The organism is Microbacterium paludicola (assembly GCF_015235415.1).
Taxonomy (GTDB): domain Bacteria; phylum Actinomycetota; class Actinomycetes; order Actinomycetales; family Microbacteriaceae; genus Microbacterium; species Microbacterium paludicola.
Genome location: NZ_JADGLL010000005.1, coordinates 18,192 through 34,723 on the forward strand (window position 1 = coordinate 18,192; position 16,532 = coordinate 34,723).

The 16,532-nt window shown below is 71.6% G+C and carries 17 protein-coding genes; 10 read left to right on the forward strand and 7 right to left on the reverse strand.

Annotation, left to right across the window (positions count from 1 at the left end; all coding sequences use genetic code 11):
• Positions 1-23: 23 nt before the first annotated feature.
• The 3 genes from dapE (at position 24) to IR155_RS03710 (ending at position 2,585) form a co-directional block, all read left to right on the forward strand.
• Entirely contained in the window at positions 24-1,097 is a 1,074-nt protein-coding gene (gene dapE, locus IR155_RS03700) for a succinyl-diaminopimelate desuccinylase (RefSeq protein ID WP_135113325.1), read from the forward strand.
• On the forward strand, positions 1,079-2,293 hold the full coding sequence (locus IR155_RS03705; RefSeq protein WP_135113327.1) for a hypothetical protein: 1,215 nt from the start codon (positions 1,079-1,081) through the stop codon (positions 2,291-2,293). The genes dapE and IR155_RS03705 overlap by 19 nt, the downstream gene beginning before the upstream one ends.
• A gap of 121 nt (positions 2,294-2,414) precedes the next feature.
• Complete coding sequence (locus IR155_RS03710; protein WP_135113329.1) at positions 2,415-2,585, forward strand: DUF3117 domain-containing protein; 171 nt, start codon at positions 2,415-2,417, stop codon at positions 2,583-2,585.
• A 66-nt stretch (positions 2,586-2,651) separates the two neighbouring features.
• Here IR155_RS03710 and IR155_RS03715 read toward each other — a convergent pair whose 3' ends face one another.
• Entirely contained in the window at positions 2,652-3,281 is a 630-nt protein-coding gene (locus tag IR155_RS03715; protein WP_135113331.1) for an O-methyltransferase, read from the reverse strand.
• Between the two features lie 79 nt (positions 3,282-3,360).
• Here IR155_RS03715 and IR155_RS03720 point away from each other — a divergent pair, with 79 nt between their 5' ends.
• Positions 3,361-3,735, forward strand: a complete 375-nt coding sequence (locus IR155_RS03720; RefSeq protein ID WP_135113333.1) for a Sec-independent protein translocase family protein — start codon at positions 3,361-3,363, stop codon at positions 3,733-3,735.
• A 255-nt stretch (positions 3,736-3,990) separates the two neighbouring features.
• Here the strand turns inward: IR155_RS03720 and IR155_RS03725 are convergent, their stop codons facing one another.
• From IR155_RS03725 to IR155_RS03735, 3 genes are read right to left on the reverse strand one after another with little or no spacing between them, the layout of a single operon-like run.
• Complete coding sequence (locus tag IR155_RS03725; RefSeq protein ID WP_135113335.1) at positions 3,991-5,151, reverse strand: Mrp/NBP35 family ATP-binding protein; 1,161 nt, start codon at positions 5,149-5,151, stop codon at positions 3,991-3,993.
• Positions 5,145-5,693, reverse strand: a complete 549-nt coding sequence (locus IR155_RS03730) for a DUF1003 domain-containing protein (RefSeq protein WP_135113337.1) — start codon at positions 5,691-5,693, stop codon at positions 5,145-5,147. The genes IR155_RS03725 and IR155_RS03730 overlap by 7 nt, the downstream gene beginning before the upstream one ends.
• Positions 5,690-6,982, reverse strand: coding sequence for a magnesium transporter MgtE N-terminal domain-containing protein (locus IR155_RS03735; protein WP_135113339.1), 1,293 nt, complete (start codon positions 6,980-6,982; stop codon positions 5,690-5,692). The genes IR155_RS03730 and IR155_RS03735 overlap by 4 nt, the downstream gene beginning before the upstream one ends.
• Before the next feature lie 182 nt (positions 6,983-7,164).
• Here IR155_RS03735 and IR155_RS03740 point away from each other — a divergent pair, with 182 nt between their 5' ends.
• Positions 7,165-7,869: a general stress protein gene (locus tag IR155_RS03740; protein ID WP_228066619.1), complete on the forward strand. Its 705-nt coding sequence runs from the start codon at positions 7,165-7,167 to the stop codon at positions 7,867-7,869.
• A complete protein-coding gene (locus tag IR155_RS03745; protein ID WP_135113341.1) occupies positions 7,866-8,525 on the forward strand; it encodes an alpha/beta hydrolase family protein in 660 nt (219 codons plus the stop codon). The genes IR155_RS03740 and IR155_RS03745 overlap by 4 nt, the downstream gene beginning before the upstream one ends.
• Positions 8,526-8,537: 12 nt before the next feature.
• Here the strand turns inward: IR155_RS03745 and IR155_RS03750 are convergent, their stop codons facing one another.
• Entirely contained in the window at positions 8,538-9,950 is a 1,413-nt protein-coding gene (locus tag IR155_RS03750; RefSeq protein ID WP_135113343.1) for an aminopeptidase P family protein, read from the reverse strand.
• A gap of 48 nt (positions 9,951-9,998) precedes the next feature.
• Here IR155_RS03750 and IR155_RS03755 point away from each other — a divergent pair, with 48 nt between their 5' ends.
• Positions 9,999-10,373 (forward strand): DUF3054 domain-containing protein, encoded by a 375-nt coding sequence (locus IR155_RS03755; RefSeq protein WP_135113345.1) that lies wholly within the window; start codon positions 9,999-10,001, stop codon positions 10,371-10,373.
• On the opposite strand, the gene IR155_RS03760 is transcribed toward IR155_RS03755, so the two are convergent.
• On the reverse strand, positions 10,374-11,402 hold the full coding sequence (locus IR155_RS03760; RefSeq protein WP_135113346.1) for an endonuclease/exonuclease/phosphatase family protein: 1,029 nt from the start codon (positions 11,400-11,402) through the stop codon (positions 10,374-10,376).
• A gap of 96 nt (positions 11,403-11,498) precedes the next feature.
• On the opposite strand from IR155_RS03760, the gene IR155_RS03765 reads away from it, so the two are divergent.
• The gene (locus IR155_RS03765; protein WP_135113348.1) at positions 11,499-12,377 is read left to right on the forward strand and encodes a PHP domain-containing protein; all 879 of its coding nucleotides are present in this window, start codon (positions 11,499-11,501) and stop codon (positions 12,375-12,377) included.
• A 353-nt stretch (positions 12,378-12,730) separates the two neighbouring features.
• On the opposite strand, the gene IR155_RS03770 is transcribed toward IR155_RS03765, so the two are convergent.
• The gene (locus IR155_RS03770) at positions 12,731-14,197 is read right to left on the reverse strand and encodes a DEAD/DEAH box helicase (RefSeq protein WP_135113350.1); all 1,467 of its coding nucleotides are present in this window, start codon (positions 14,195-14,197) and stop codon (positions 12,731-12,733) included.
• A 194-nt stretch (positions 14,198-14,391) separates the two neighbouring features.
• Here IR155_RS03770 and IR155_RS03775 point away from each other — a divergent pair, with 194 nt between their 5' ends.
• The gene (locus IR155_RS03775) at positions 14,392-15,108 is read left to right on the forward strand and encodes a ferritin-like fold-containing protein (protein WP_135113352.1); all 717 of its coding nucleotides are present in this window, start codon (positions 14,392-14,394) and stop codon (positions 15,106-15,108) included.
• 185 nt (positions 15,109-15,293) lie between these two features.
• A complete protein-coding gene (locus tag IR155_RS03780; protein WP_233441091.1) occupies positions 15,294-16,460 on the forward strand; it encodes a DUF1611 domain-containing protein in 1,167 nt (388 codons plus the stop codon).
• Positions 16,461-16,532 lie beyond the last annotated feature (72 nt).

Here is a 16,532-nt window from a genome sequence, read left to right on the forward strand (position 1 = left end):
CGCGAACGAAATAGGGTTGAGGCATGCCCCTCGATCTGACCGCCTCCTCGCCGGACATCACGCGCGCGATCTGCGACATCCCGAGCGTGTCGGACGACGAGCGGACGCTGGCGGACGCGGTCGAGGCGGCGATCGCGCCGCTCGCCCACCTCGAGCTGCACCGGGACGGCGACACCATCGTCGCCCGCACGAACCTCGGTCGTGCGCAGCGCGTGGTGATCGCCGGCCACATCGACACGGTGCCGATCAACGCCAACGTGCCGACGCGCGACATCGAGATCGACGGCGAGGCGTTCATCTGGGGTCGCGGCACGGTCGACATGAAGGCCGGCGTTGCGGTGCAGCTGAAGCTCGCGGCCGAGCTCACGAACCCCGCGGTCGACATCACCTGGATCTGGTACGACCACGAGGAGGTCGCGGCCGAGCTGAGCGGGCTCACGCGCCTCGCGGCGACCCGCCCCGACCTGTTCGCGGGCGACTTCGCCATCCTCGGGGAGCCCACGGCGGGCGTCGTCGAGGGCGGCTGCAACGGCACGCTCCGCGCGATGGTGCGCACCCATGGGGTGCGCTCCCACAGCGCCCGCGCATGGATCGGCGAGAACGCGATCCACGCGGCGGCGCCGATCCTGGCCCGGCTCGCCGAGTACCGCCCGCGCACCATCGCGGTCGACGGCCTCGAGTACCGCGAGGGCCTCAACGCGGTGGCGATCACGGGCGGCGTGGCGGGCAACGTCATCCCCGACCTGTGCGAGGTCGAGGTCAACTTCCGCTTCGCGCCGAGCCGCTCGGAGGACGACGCCGTCGCGCATGTGCGCGCGCTGTTCTCGGGCTTCGAGGTCGAGATCACCGACCTCTCCGGGGGCGCGAGGCCCGGCCTCGATGCCCCGCTGGCCCAGGACTTCGTGCGCGCCGTCGGCGGCACCCCGAAGCCCAAGTACGGCTGGACGGATGTCGCGCGGTTCTCGAAGCTCGGCGTGCCGGCGGTGAACTACGGACCCGGCGACCCTCTTCTCGCCCATCACGACGAGGAGCGGGTGGCCGTCTCGCAGATCGAGGAGGTCGAGCGAGGGCTCCGGGCGTGGCTCACGACGCTCTGACACAGCAGGCGGAGGGCGCCGGCACCGTGTGGCGCTCCTGGCCCGTCGCCCTGCGCATCCTTGTCGTCTACGTCGTCGCCCGACTCGCCACCACGGCGATCATGCTCGCCGTCGCCGCGAACTCGCCGGTCGATTCCCGCTTCGGCGCCGACCCCGACCTCGCCGACTACGTGCTCGGCTGGGATGCGCAGTGGTACTGGACCGTCGCGTTCTCTGGGTACCCGAGCGAGCTGCCGCTGGATGAGGCCGGCACCGCGACGGAGAACGCCTGGGCGTTCATGCCCGTCTACGCGCACCTCGCGAACATCCTCGGCTTCGGCACGTGGGGCGTCGGCGCGCTGATCGTCTCGCTCCTCGGTGGATACGTCGCGTGCCTCGCGCTTCACGCGCTGCTGCGTCGCCGGATCGGCGAGGGCGCCGCGACCTGGGCCGTCGTCCTGTTCGCCAACGCGCCGCTGGCGGCGCTGTTCCAGGTCGGCTACGCCGAGGCGCTCTTCCTCGCGTTCCTGATGTGCGCGCTGCTCGCCCTGAGCGCGCGCCGGTGGTGGTGGCTGTACCTGCTGATCCCGCTGATGGGGTACACGCGCCCCGGCGTGCTGGCGTTCGCCCTGCTGCTGGGCCTCTACGGCATCTTCCGCTGGTTCCGTCGACGAGACGATCCGCTTCCCGCCCGCGAGGTGATCCACATCGTGGTGCTCGGCGCCCTGGCAGTGGCCGTCGGCTTCTCGTGGCAGCTCTTCGCGGCGCTCGCGACCGGCGTCCCCGATGCCTATCTCGAGACCGAGCTCGCCTGGCGCCGGGGCTGGATCCCCGGGATCGAGGCGTTCGTCCCCTTCGAGGGATGGATCAGGGCGGCGCCGTTCTGGTTCTCGCTGTGGGGCCTGCCCGAATGGCTCGGCATCGTGGCGCTCGTCGTGCTCGTCCTCGGTGCGGCGGCCGCCTTGTTCTCGGCACCCGCGCGCCGGCTCGGCCCGGAGGTGCGGCTGTGGTCGGCGAGCTACATCCTCTACCTGCTGGCGGTGTTCTTCCCGCAGTCGAGCACGTTCCGGCTGCTGGTGCCGCTGTCCCCGCTGTGGGGAGCCGCGCCGCGCTCGCGGGTCGGGAGGGGGCTCGCGCTCGTCCTGTGCCTGGCCGGGCAGTGGTGGTGGATCGCCACCATGTACGGCAGTGGGAATACCTACTGGCAGGTGCCGTGATTCCCACCGCGATTGCTGACTGATCTGCTGGAATATCGCGTCGAGGAATGTCTCGGAAGTGGGCCAGCGTCGGCGCGACCGGTAAACTCGATGAGGGAGACCTCGACGAAAGGAAGCCACGATGGCAGCCATGAAGCCCAGAACCGGTGACGGACCGATGGAGGCCGTGAAGGAGGGGCGCCTGATCATCGTGCGCGTGCCGCTCGAGGGCGGCGGCCGTCTGGTCGTCTCGGTGAACGACGACGAGGCCAAGGAGCTGCACGGCGTCCTCGGCGAGGTCGTCGGCGCCTGAGCCATACGAACTCGAAAGAGGTCCGGATCCCACGGGATCCGGACCTCTTCTCTGTGTCGGGGAGAACTACTCCGCGACGGTGGTGAGCTGCAGCAGGCCCTCGCCGATCGTCGAGATCGCGGGGATGACCGCCGGAGATGCCTGCGTCTCCTGCAGGAGCGTGCGGTACGCCGTCGTCACGGCATCGCGGGCGACCGGATCCGCGACCCTGCCGTTGAGCACCCGCGGCACGAGGACCGTGCCGCCCGCGCGCGCCAGTCGCAGGCCGTGCTCGACGTAGTCGATGACGTTCTCGGGGTCGGCATCGACGAGGACGATGTCGTATGACGCCTCGTTCATGCGAGGGAGCACGTCGGCGGCCCTGCCCGTGATCAGGCGCACGCGCGCCGCCGGGATGCGCGACTGCGTGAACGCCTGACGCGCGACGGCGAGGTGCTCGGGCTCGTGGTCGATCGTGGTGAGCACAGCCTTCGGTGCGCCGTGCAGCAGCCAGAGGCCCGAGACGCCCGCACCCGTGCCGATCTCGATGATCGAGCGCGCTCCGGTGGCCGCAGCGATCAGGGCGCACTGCGCGCCGACACCGGCGCTGATGGGAGCCGCGCCGAGTTCGAGGGCATGCTGGCGGGCCCGCGAGATGTGCTCCGGCTCCACCACCGTCTCCCGCGCGAAACGCGCGATCGCGTCGTGCTCGCTCATGACACCTCCATGGATTCCCCTCCAGCGTACGGTTCCCGGCCGGACGGACCGCGCAGGCACGGCCGGTAGGCTGTAAGCCATGAATCTCGGGCTCACCTTCGAGAAGGTTCTGGTGATCGCCGCGGTCGCCGCCTTCCTCATCGGGCCCGAGCGACTCCCTCGTTACGCCGAGATGCTCGCGCGACTCGTGAAGCGCGCACGGGACTTCGCGCAGGGCGCCCAGAACCGCGTGCGCGAGGAGATGGGGCCAGAGTTCGACGAGGTCGACTGGCGCAAGCTCGACCCCCGGCAGTACGACCCGCGGCGCATCATCCGCGAGGCGCTGCTCGAGGACGAGACCCCGGCGCCCGCCCCGAATCCCACGGTCATCGCGCCGCCGCGCCCGTCTGGCCCGATGATCCGGCACACGTTCACGGCCGAGACGCCCCCGCCCTTCGACGCTGAAGCCACGTAGTTTCTTTTCTCACGCCTCTCGACCGGCTCGGGCACCGCTTCGCGGCGCCGCTCGCCGTTCTCGCGCTGTCGCTTCGCTCCATCGGGGCGTGAGGTGGCGGGCGCACGAGCGCCCGCACGCTCGCTTCGCTCGCACGGAGACACAGCTGCAGACGCTGCGGTCGCTGCGTCGCTTCGACTCGCTTCGCTCGCTCAGCAACCGGGGACGGTTATCGAGCGAGCGAAGCGAGTCGAGATGGGAGGCGTGAGCGAAGAATCAGCGCGCGGGGGCGAAAGGCAGCAGGCGGCCAGCGAGGCGGCGGGGCTGGGAGGCGATGCGCTCCGCGAGGCGCGCGACCTCCATGGCGGCGGGGTCATCCGGATGCGCGACGACGATCGGATCGCCGGCGTCGCCCGAGGCGCGCAGGGCGGGGCTGAGCGGGATCGACGCCAGCACGGGCACGTTGTGGTCGCCGTCCGCGGACAGGGCTGCGGCCACTTCGGCGCCGCCACCCGAGCCGAATAGGTCCATCACGGTGCCGTCGGGAAGCGTCATCGCCGCCATGTTCTCGACGACGCCGATCACCCGCTGGCCGGTCTGCCGCGCGACGAGACCGCTGCGGACGGCGACGTCGGAGGCCGCCGCCTGCGGCGTGGTCACGACCAGGACGTCCGCGTGGGGCAGCAGCTGACCGACCGAGATCGCCACGTCTCCCGTCCCAGGGGGCATGTCGAGCAGCAGCACGTCGAGGTCGCCGAAGTACACGTCGGTCAGGAACTGCTGGACGGTGCGGTGGAGCATGGGTCCGCGCCACGCCACGGCGCCGGTGCGCGCGCCGGATCCGGTGCCGTCGTCCTGCAGGAACATCCCGATCGAGATCGCCTTCACACCGTGGGCGACGGGGGGCAGCATCAGCTGGTCGACGCGTGTGGGCTGCGCGATCTCGCCGTCCTTCGCCAGTCCGAGCAGGGGAGGGATCGAGAACCCGTGCACGTCTGCGTCGATCAGGCCGACCGCCAGGCCGCGCTGCGCGAGCGCCACGGCGAGGTTCGCCGTGACGGTCGACTTGCCGACCCCGCCCTTGCCGCTGGTGACCGCGATGACGCGGGTGAGCGACTCCGGGCCGAACGGCATCCCGCGCACCGGCCGCAGGCGCGACGTCAGCGCCGTGCGCTCGGCCGGGGTCATCACGCCGACGTCGATCGTCACCGCGCCGACGCCCTCGACCGACTCGGCCGCCCGCCGGACGTCCGACTCGATGCGGTCGGCGGCGGGGCATCCGACGATCGTCAGAGCGATGCCGACGCGCACATCCGCGCCCTCGGCCTCGACGCCCCGCACCATGTCGAGCTCGGACAGCGGGCGGCGCAGCTCGGGATCGGAGACCCGGCCGACCGCCTCACGAACCCGCTCGACGAGCGTCGCGTCCGTCACGATCCCTCGGGCGCCGGGGCGTCGGCGTCGTCGCGGCGCCGGGCGTCGCGGGAGTCGAGCTGCTCGAGCATCGCCTTCAGCTCCTCCCGCAGCACCTCGCGGTTCACGACGCGGTCCTCGATGTCGTCCAGCGCCAGGCGCAGCGCGACGATCTCGCGCGCGAGGTACTCGGTGTCGGCGAGGTTGCGCTCGGCGCGCTGACGATCCTGCTCGATCTGCACGCGGTCGCGGTCATCCTGCCGGTTCTGGGCGAGCAGGATGAGCGGAGCCGCGTACGACGCCTGCAGCGAGAGGGCGAGCGTCAGGGCGGTGAAACCGAGGTCGGCGGAGTCGAACCGCAGCCCTTCGGGGGTCACCGAGTTCCACACCATCCAGAGCAGCACGAACAGCGTCAGTCCGATCAGGAACGCCGGCGTGCCCATCGCACGGGCGATCCACTCGGTCGCGCGGCCGAAGCGGTCGCGGTCGCGTGTGGTCGACGGAGCGAGCATCGGCGTGCGCCCGCGCACCACGTCCGGCCGCGACATGTCGCGCCCGGCCATCATCCGAGCCCCACCGTCGGGATCGTGCCGGTCCCGGGCGCGGGAGGCAGCGGCGCGTCGGTGTCGTGCGAGCGCCAGTCGTCGGGAAGCAGGTAGTCGAGCATGTCGTCGACGCTGATCGCGCCCACGAGGCGCCGCGCCTGGTCGACGACGGGGAGCGACACGAGGTCGTAGCTCGCCAGGTGGCGCGCGACCTCGGCCGCGCTCGACGTCACCAGCACGGGCTCGATCGTGTCGTCGAGGATCGCGCCGATCCGCTCGTGCGGCGGGTAGCGCAGCATGCGCTGGAAGTGCACCGCGCCCAGGAAGCGGCCGGTGGGCGTCTCGTACGGCGGCAGGGTCACGAACACACTCGCCGCGAGGGCCGGATGCAGTTCGTGACGGCGGATCGTCGCGAGGGCCTCCGCGATGGTCGCGTCGGCCGACATGATGATCGGCTCGGGGGTCATCAGACCGCCCGCGGTGTCCGCGCCGTAGCGCAGCAGCATGCGGACGTCTTCGGCCTCCTCCGGCTCCATGAGCTGCAGCAGCTCCTCGGAGCGCTCCGGCTCGAGCTCGGCGAGCAGGTCGGCCGCATCATCCGGATCCATCGCGTCGAGGACGTCGGCGGCGCGCTCGTCGCCGAGCTTCTCCAGGATGTGCGCCTGCTCCTCCTCGGGCATCTCCTCGAGCGCGTCGGCGAGGCGCTCGTCCGAGAGCTCCTCGGCGACCTCGAGCATGCGCTCCTCCGGCAGGTCGAGCAGCGTGTTCGCCAGGTCGGCGGGACGCAGCTCGGCATAGCTCGCCGCGAGGGCCTCGGCCGACTGCGCCTCGCCGGGGGCGTGGTGCTCTCGCACCTCGTGCCACGTCGCGAACGTCGTGGGTCCCTTCGCGAACGGAGACGCGCTGGTCTTCGGCTTGCGCAGGAACAGCTGCCCGATCGCCCACTCGCCGACGCGGTTCGGCTCGATCCCGACGTCCTCGATCACGGCCGAGCCGCTGCCGTCCACGAAGTGCACGCGGCGGCCGACGACCTCGGCGAGCACGCGCACCTCATCGGCGCGCGGCTGGAACCGGCGCACGTTGATCAGGCCGGTGGTGATGACCTGTCCCGAGGAGATGGAGGTGACCCGGCCGATGTTCACGAACACCTGCCGACGGCCGGGGATCTCGCACACGAGGCCGATCACGCGGGGCGCGGCCTTACTTCGATACACGACGACGACGTCCCGGACCTTGCCGAGCCGGTCGCCCGCGGGGTCGAAGACGGGGCAGCCGGCCAGCCGCGCCGCGAAAACCCTCTGCGTGCTCATGCCTCCCAGCGTAGTCCGCGCCCCCGGCGGCACGAGCCGCCTCGGCACGGGCCGATCGCGCCGCGAGCGAACGCGCCGTGTCGTGGGGAGGCCGCGTGCGAGAATGGCGCGGTGCGATGCATGAGCGGACGGAACGAGTCGCGGTGCGATGCACTGAGCGAACGGAGTGAGTCGAAGTGAGCATGGTGAGCGGGCTGAACAAGCCGTTCGAGGTCGGGCAGACGGTGGCGAGCTTCAAGGACTACGACGCGGCGCAGAAGGCGGTGTCGAAGCTGATCTCGTCGGACATCCCCGCCGCTGACATCGCGATCGTCGGCACGGCGCTGCGCTCGGTGGAGAAGGTCACGGGCCGGCTCGGCTACGCGCAGGCCGCCTGGTCGGGCGCGGTCAACGGCGTGCTCCTCGGCCTGCTGTTCGCGGCGATGCTCGCGATCTGGACGCCCGGGGTCCCGATCTCGATGTTCGCGGGCTACCTGCTCGTCGGCATCGCCCTCGGCATGCTGTTCCGCCTCATCGCGTACTCGATCTTGCGCCGTCGTCGTGACTTCGCGAGCGTGATGCAGGTCTCCGCCGATCACTACGAGGTCACGGTGCTTCCGCGCAGCGTCGCCAAGGCGCGCCAGGTGATGGGCGCGACCGCCGCGCCGCGTCCCGCCCCCGAGGCCGCCGTCGTCGCCCCGCCCGTGTCGCAGGAGCCCCCGCGCTACGGGGTGCGGATCGATCCCGCCGCGCCCGCGCAGCGGCCGACGCCGGAATCGCACGTCGCCCCCGAGCCGCACGTCGCTCCGGCGCCCGAGCCCGAGCCGCAGGCCTGGACGCCCGAGGGCGACGCGTCGGGCTCGCGCCGCGACGACGGCGACGCCCCGAAGGATCCCGACCGCGCGTGAGCGCGACCGAGTCGACCCTCGAGGTGCCGCTCGCGTCCGGGCCGGTAGACGTGACGCTCGCGGTAGACCCGGCCGCCGACGCCCGGGCGGTGCTTGTGCTCGCGCACGGCGCCGGCGCCGGCATGCGGCATCCGTTCCTCGCCGGCCTCGCGGCCGCGCTCGCCGATGGCGGCGTCACCGTGATGCGGTTCAACTTCCCGTACGTCGAGGCGGGCCGGCGGATGCCGGGGCGCCCGGCCGACGCGATCGCGACGTGGCGGGCGGTGGCCGCCCACGCCGAGAGCGAGGGACTGCCGGTCTGGGCGGCGGGCAAGTCCTACGGCGGACGGATGGCCTCGATGGCCGCCGCGGAGGGAGACCTCCCCGTCGCGGGGCTGATCTACCTCGGCTACCCGCTGCACGCGCCGGGAAAGCCCGAGAAGCCGCGTGCCGAGCACCTGCCGCAGGTCGCGCAGCCGCAGCTGTTCGTCGAGGGCGACCTCGACCCGTTCATCCAGCCGCTCGATCAGTTCCGCGAGGTGGTCGCGACGTGCCGCGACGCGCGCGTCGAGTGGATCGAGGGCGGCAATCACTCGTTCGAGGTGAAGGGGCGCAAGCGTCCGGCCGACAGGATCGGCGCCGAGCTCGCGCCCATCCTGTCGGCCTTCGTCCGCTGAGACGCGGGCGGGTCAGGCGCGCAGCCGTGCGATCCAGGCCTCGACCTCGTCGGCCGTGCGCGGGATGTCCGCCGACAGGTTGACGGGGCCGTCCTCGGTCATCAGGATGTCGTCCTCGATGCGCACGCCGATGCCGCGATACTCCTCGGGCACCGTCACGTCGTCGATCTGGAAGTACAGGCCGGGCTCGATCGTGAACACCATGCCGGGCTCAAGCAGGCCGTCGTAGTACATCTCGCGGCGCGCCTGCGCGCAGTCGTGGACGTCGATGCCGAGGTGGTGGCTCGTGCCGTGCACCATGTACCGGCGGTGGTGGCCGCCCTTGTCGGCGTCGAGGGCCTCCTCGGCCGTGACCGGCAGCAGGCCCCACTCCGCCGTGCGGCGGGCGAGCACCTGCATGGCGGCCTCGTGCACCTCGCGGAACTTCACCCCGGGCTTCGCCGCGGCGAACGCGGCGTCGGCCGCCTCGCGGACGGTCTCGTAGATCTTGCGCTGGATCGGCGTGAAGGTGCCGCTGACGGGGAGCGTGCGCGTGATGTCGGCCGTGTACAGGCTGTCGACCTCGGCGCCGGCGTCGACCAGGATGAGGTCGCCGGGAAGCACGGCCCCGTCGTTGCGGGTCCAGTGCAGGTAGCACGCGTGCGGGCCCGAGGCGGCGATCGTGTCGTAGCCCTCCCAGTTGCCGTCGCTGCGGGCGCGCTGGTGGAACACTCCCTCGACGATCCGCTCGCCGCGGGGGTGCTCGATGACGCGCGGCAGCTCGCGGACGATGTCGTCGAAGCCGTCGGCCGTGACCTTGACCGCGAGGCGCATCTGCGCGACCTCGTACTCGTCCTTGCGCAGCCGCAGCTCGGACACGAAGCGGGTCAGCTCCTCGTCCTGGTCGACGACGAGGTCGCCCTCTCGCGATTCGAACGTGTCGACATGCGCGGTCGCCACGCCGAGCTCCCCGGCGACGCCGGGAAGCGCGGGGCGCGGGCCGATCCAGAACTCGCCGATCGTGGCGTCGGAGTAGAACTCGGCCGTCGTGCGGTCGGCGCGCTCGCGGAAGTACAGCGTGATCTCGTGGCCGCCGTCGGTCGGCTCGAACACGAGCAGCGATTCGGGCTCGGAGTCGGAGGCCCATCCGGTCAGATGCGCGAAGGCGGAGTGAACGCGGAACGGGTAATCGGTGTCGTTGCTGCGCTGCTTGAGCGGGCCCGCCGGGACGACGAGGCGCTGGCCCGGGAACGCGGCCGACACCGCGGCGCGGCGGGCGGCGGCGAACAGGGCCTGCTCGCGCAGCGCCGGACGCTGCTCGGGGCGCTCGGCCCAGCCCTGCGAGATCGTGTCGAGGAACCCCTGCGGGTACGGCTGGCGGCGGTTCGTCACGCCCTGGGGCTGCTTCTCGGCCGCGGTCTCGGTGGTCTCGGTGGCGTCGCTCATGCCTTCCAGTCTCTCACCCGGCACAGGCAGCCGACCTACCCTGGGGGAGTGACCAGCGCTCCCGCCCGTGCCCCGCATCCCGCCCTCGCCTTCGCGATCGACCTCGTGCTCGTGCTGGTGTTCCTGGCGATCGGGCGGGCGACGCACGCCGAGCCGGTGTTCGATCCCGCGTCCCTCGTCACCGCGTGGCCGTTCGCGGTCGGGATGCTCATCGGCTGGGCCGTGATCCTGCTGACGCGCACTCCTGCGACGGGCATCCTGGCCGGCGGGATGGTGTGGTTCGCGACCCTCGTCATCGGGATGGTGCTGCGGGTCGCCGCGGGCGGGACGGCGGCCGTGGCGTTCATCATCGTCGCGGCGATCAACCTGGCGGTGTTCCTGATCGGCTGGCGCCTGATCGCCCGCCTCGTGCGCCGCGCCTAGCTAGCCGACCGGCTCGAGCTGCACGACGAGCGGCCGGTGGTCGCCACCGGCGCCGTCGAGGTTGGTGAGCACGATGGATCCGGTCGCGCGCCACGCGTCGGAGTGCATCACGTGGTCGATCGGCGCCGACAGCAGCGCGGGCACGTCCGTGGGCCATGTCCCCACGCCGCCGTTGCCCGTCTCCGCCGCCGCGTCGTGGCAGTAGCCGAGGTCGGCGCCGCCCGCGGCGAGCGAGGCCATGTGGTCGAGCGTGGCGTTGAAGTCGCCCGCGATGATCACGTTCTCGCCCTCGGGGCACTGATCCGCGATCCAGCGGAGATCGTTGCGCCAGACGTCCATGTACGCCGGCCGCGGAGCGATCGCGTGCACCGCGACCACCGTCGGGCCGGTGCCGTCGACCGGCATGACGACCGCGCTCGGCAGCAGGGCGGTGTTGCTCGAGCCGTCGTCGGATGACTCGATGACCGCGTAGTCGCCGAGATCGGGGGAGATCAGGATGGTCGTCACCCACGACTGCGGACCGCGCTCGATCTCCTCGTTGTACTGCACGTGATGCACCCACATCGGGCGCCCGAGCTCGCGCATCTCGATCGCGACGTCCTCGCCCACGTTCTGCGCCGTTTCGGGCAGCGCGATGATGTCGGCGTCCATCGCGACCGCCGACTGCGCGATCTGATAGGCGCCGGTCGCATCGCCCGCGGTGTTCCAGGTCATGACGCGCACGCTGGTCTCCGTCGCCTCCGGAAGCGTGTCGCCGTAGCCGCGCACGCCCAGCGTGACGCCGCCGGCGGTCGCCCCGAGGGCCGCGACGAGGGCCATCGACATGGCGAAGCCGCGCATCGGGCGGGCGAGCGCCATCAGCAGGAAGAGGACGGTCAGGATCGCGAACGCCGCCACCAGGATGCCGCGCATCGACACGATGTGAGCGAACGGCATCGTCTGCTCGAGGCGGAAGAACTGCGGCCATGACACCAGTGCCGTCGCGATGGCGAACAGCACCGTCACGAGGATCCCCAACACGCGCAGCACGCCTTCGACCCTAAGTTGCTCCGCTGAGAAACCGGCGAAACCGACGCGTGTATCGCGTGTGTGGGGGCCCGTCGCCATCCGGACTACGATCGGCCTGTGGGCGATGTCGGAGGCGAGCGGTTCAGGGGCCCCAGCGACCTGCACCTCCACTCCACGCGCTCGGACGGCACCGAGCCGCCGGCGGACGTGATGGCCGCGGCGCACCGTCACGGGCTGCGCACCGTCGCGCTCACCGACCACGACACGACGGCCGGATGGGCGGAGGCGGCGGAGGCGGCGACGTCGCTCGGCATGACGCTGCTTCCCGGCATGGAGTTCTCGGCGAAGCACGAGTGGCGCAGCGTCCACCTGCTCTCGTACCTGTTCGATCCGGACGATCCGGAGCTGCGGGCCGAGACGGAGCGTATCCGCGGCGATCGGATGGGCCGTGCCGAGCGGATCGTGGCGAACATCGCCCGCGACTACGACCTCACGTGGGAGGACGTGCTCGCCCAGACGACGCTGGATGCGACCGTGGGACGCCCGCACATCGCCGACGCCCTCGTTGCGCGTGGGCTCGCCCGCGATCGCGGAGAGGCCTTCGACGGCATCCTGCATCCCCGCGAGGGCTACTACGAGCCCCATTACGCCCCCGACCCGTTCCGCGTCGTCGAGCTGGTCACGGCGGCCGGGGGAGTCGTGATCATCGCGCACCCCACGCCCCACGGTCGGTCGCGGATGATGCCGGAGTCGGTGCTGCACGCGCTGATCGACGCGGGGCTCGCCGGGTTCGAGATCGACCACCGCGAGAACACCGCGGACGGAAAGCGGATCCTGCGCCGCATCGCGGCCGACCGCGACCTCATCGTCACGGGGTCGAGCGACTACCACGGCCGGGGCAAGCCGAACCTCCCGGGCGAGAACACGACGAGCGACGCCATGGTCGCGCGCATCATCGCCCGCGCGACGGGCACCCCGCCGGTCTACCCGGCGTAGAGCGCCCGTCGGGCGGGCGCGGCTGTGCCCCCTCTGCGAGCGAAGCGAGCGTGGAGCGGAGCGACCAACCAGCGCGCCCGGACGGAGCGTCAGCGACGTCCATCGAGCACGAGTCCCGGCGCGGAGCGTCGGGTGAGCGATCGATCAGCGCGCGGCCCGGAAAGCACGGCGTCGGGCGAGTGATCGATCAGCGCGCGGCCCGGAAAGCACGGCGTCGGGCGAGTGATCGATCAGCGCGCGGCCCGGAAAGCACGGCGTCGGGTGAGCGATCGATCAGCGCGCGGCCCGAAAAAGCACTGTGCCGGGCGAGCGATCGATGACGTGCGCTGACTACCCCGCGAAGCGGGAGAAGATCAAGCTCCCTGCGGGCTCTGACCCGAGGGGCGACGACGACGGCGGCGGCGCGCCGGGGCGGGCTTGCCGTCGTGGTGCTCCTTGCCTTCGCCGTCGTGCGTGCCGGAGCCCTCGACCTGCTCGGTCGGCGTGGCGGGCTGGCCGTGTTCGGCCACCGGCTCGGTCGCGGTGCCGGTCGCGCCTGCGGGGCGGCGCGTGCGCGTGCGTCCGCCGCGGTCGCCTCCTCGGCCCTCGCCGCCCTGCGAGCGACGCTCGGGGCGCGGGCGCTCCGACTTCGGGGCGGTCGTGAGACGGCCCTTCGTGCCGGCCGGGATGTTCAGGTCGGTGTACAGGTGCGGGCTCGAGGAGTAGGTCTCGGTCGGCTCGGGCTGACCGAACTCGAGGGCGCGGTTGATGAGCGCCCACTTGTGCAGGTCGTCCCAGTCGACGAACGTCACGGCGATGCCCGTCTTGCCGGCGCGGCCGGTGCGGCCCGCACGGTGGAGGTACGTCTTGTCGTCATCCGGGATCGTGTGGTTGATCACGTGCGTGATGTCGTCGACGTCGATGCCGCGGGCCGCGACGTCCGTGGCGACGAGGACCTGGACCTTGCCGGCCTTGAAGGCCGCCATCGAGCGCTCGCGCTGCTCCTGGCCCATGTCGCCGTGCACGCCGCCGACGCTGAATCCGCGGTCGCCGAGCTCGTCGACGAGGCGCTGCGCCGCGCGCTTCGTGCGGGTGAAGATCACGGTCTTTCCCGCGCCCTCCGCCTGCAGGATGCGGGCGATGATCTCGTCCTTGTCGAGCGAGTGCGCGCGGTAGACGATGTGCTTGATGTTCGCCTGCGTCAGGCCCTCGTCCGGATCCGTCGCGCGGATGTGGATCGGGTTCGACATGAAGCGGCGCGCGAGGGCCACGATCGGGCCGGGCATCGTCGCGCTGAAGAGCTGCGTGTGACGCACCTGCGCGACCTTCTGGAAGATCTTCTCGATGTCGGCGAGGAAGCCGAGATCCAGCATCTTGTCGGCCTCGTCGAGCACGACCTCGGTCGCGTTCGACAGGTCGAGCAGGCGCTGGCCGGCGAGGTCGATCAGACGTCCGGGCGTGCCGACGACGATCTGCGCGCCCGCCTTGAGCTGGTCGATCTGGCCCTCGTAGGCCTTGCCGCCGTAGATCGCGACGACGCTCGTCGCGCGGTTCGACGTCAGCAGGTCGAGGTCCTCGTACACCTGCACGGCGAGCTCTCGGGTGGGCACGACGATGAGCGCCTTGACGCCCGGCTCGGGGTTCTGGCCGAGGCGCTGCACCACGGGGATGCCGAAGCCGAAGGTCTTGCCGGTGCCGGTCTTCGCCTGGCCGATGAGGTCCTGGCCCGGGAGGGCGAGCGGGATCGTCTGCTCCTGGATGGGGAACGCGTCGACGATCCCCTTCGCGGCGAGGGCGTCGACGATGTCCTGGTCGACGCCGAGGTCGGTGAAAGTGGTCACGATGTGTGCTCGAGCCTGTCCGGCAGCCAGCGCTGCCTGGGAGATGCGGTCCACGCCTTCGGTCTGCTCCAGGCGCGGCGGCCCCGATCCGACGCCGGGGACCGCACCAGCCTACCGGAGCCTCCTGACACGGCCCTTGCACCCGCGATGATCCTTCACGGACGCGGTCGTGCCGGGCCCGTAGGCTGTAGCGCGTGGTGAACTGGAAGTTCTGGCAGCAGCGTCCGCCCGCGCGGATCCTGCGCCTGCGATCGCGCGGCGACATGGGCGATGCGACGCGCGTCGACTTCGAGGAGCTCGCTCCCGCCGTCGAGACGTTCCTGGGGCAGGCGGCGTACCTCCAGCTCGGGTACTTCGAGACCCTCAGCCGCCTCATCCGCGCCACGCCGGAGCTCGAGGAGAAGGAGGCGCTGTCGCTCGCCGCCGGCGCCGCGCTCGTCAAGCACCGCGCGATCATCGACGTGATCCGCGACCGCGGCGACGACCCCGCCGAGATCATGCGCCCGTTCCAGGAGCAGCTCGACACGTTCCGTCGCGCGACGATCGGCGCCCGCCCGCGCGAGACGATGCTCTCGGTGCACATCACCGCCGGGATGCTCGACGACTTCTACCGCGCCCTCGCCGCCAGCTACGGCGACACCGGCCGCCGCATCGCGCGCATTCTGAACGTCGACAGCGACCGCGAACTGATCGTCGACCTGATCCGCGCCACGATCGACGCCGACGACGAGATGCGCTCGCTGCTGTCGATGTGGGCCCGCCGCCTCGTCGGCGACACGCTGCTCGTGGCAAGGGCGGCGCTGCGCCCGCAGCGCCTCGGCATCGACGACGAGAAGAAGGTCGAGCCGGTCTTCACGGCCCTGATGGCCGCGCACGCGCGCCGCATGGACGCCCTCGGTCTCGCCTCCTAGAGGGGCGCACCGGGCCCGCGTGCGGACCGTCCACCCGAGACCGGCGGATGCCCATGTCCGGCTGGTACCGTCGCCAGGGCCGGCAGCTCGCCGGCGATCAGGGAAGACTTCTCGTCTGCCGGCAGCCCCACGGGCCTCGTCGTTTTTCAGTCGCCCGCTCTGTGAGTGACTGCAAGGAGGCACCCGTGCCCGCCGACCGAGACATCCACGCCGCATCCGCCCATCCCGAGGTCGTTCCGGCGCCGCTCGTCGCCCTTCCGACCGGGTCGACCGCGATCGTGTACTGCGAAGGCCAGTTCGGCGAGCAGGACGGAAAGACCGCCAACGGTCTCGTCCGCCACTCCGAGAAGTACGAGATCCTCAGCGTGATCGACAGCCGTCACGCCGGCGCCGATGCGGGCACGTTCCTCGACGGCGAGCCCGCGGGCATCCCGATCCTGGCGGATCTCGCCGAGGCTATCGCGCACGCCGGCACGGTGCCCGACTACCTGATCTGCGGCGTCGCCCCCGCCGACGGGCTGCTGTCCTCGGCTCAGCGCGTTGTGCTGCTCGACGGCATCGCCCGGGGCATGCACATCATCAACGGCCTGCACGAGTTCCTCAGCGACGACGCGGAGTTCGCCGCCGCGAGCATCCTGGCGGACGTGACGATCACCGACATCCGCCGCCCCCGGGAGAAGAAGGACCTGCACCTCTTCTCGGGCCGGATCTTCGACGTCACCTGCCCCCGGATCGCGGTGCTCGGCACGGATGGCGCGATCGGCAAGAGGACGACGGCCACGCTGCTCGTGAAGGCACTGAACGATCGCGGGATCCACGCCGTGATGGTCGGGACGGGCCAGACGACGATCATCCAGGGCGGACGCTACGGCGTCGCGCTCGACGCGCTCGTGCCGCAGTTCTGCTCGGGCGAGGTCGAGAACCAGGTCGTCGCCGCGTTCGAGGGCGAGGACCCCGACGTCATCATCGTGGAGGGGCAGGGCGCCCTCAGCCACCCGGCCTACCTCACCTCGGCGCACATCCTCCGCGGCAGCCGCCCGGCCGGCGTCATCGTGCAGCACGCGCCGCGTCGCGAGGTGCTCGGCGACTTCCCGATGGTCGCGATGCCGACCCTGGCGAGCGAGGTGGCGCTGATCGAGGCCTTCGCCGACACCCGCGTGATCGGCATCACGGTCAACCACGAGCGGATGACGGACGCCGAGATCGGCGACGCGATCGACGAGATCGAACTCGCGCACGGACTCCCGGCGACCGACCCGCTGACGCGCCCTCTCGGCCGCCTCGTCGACATGGTGCTGCGCGCGTTCCCGCAGCTCGACCGCGGGGCTCCCGTCACGGCCTCGGCCGCCTGATCCGCGCGGCTCACGGCGTCGGCGCAGACGCGCGCCGTACCCTGAGCGGCGGGCGGTGAGTGCTCGTTCGCC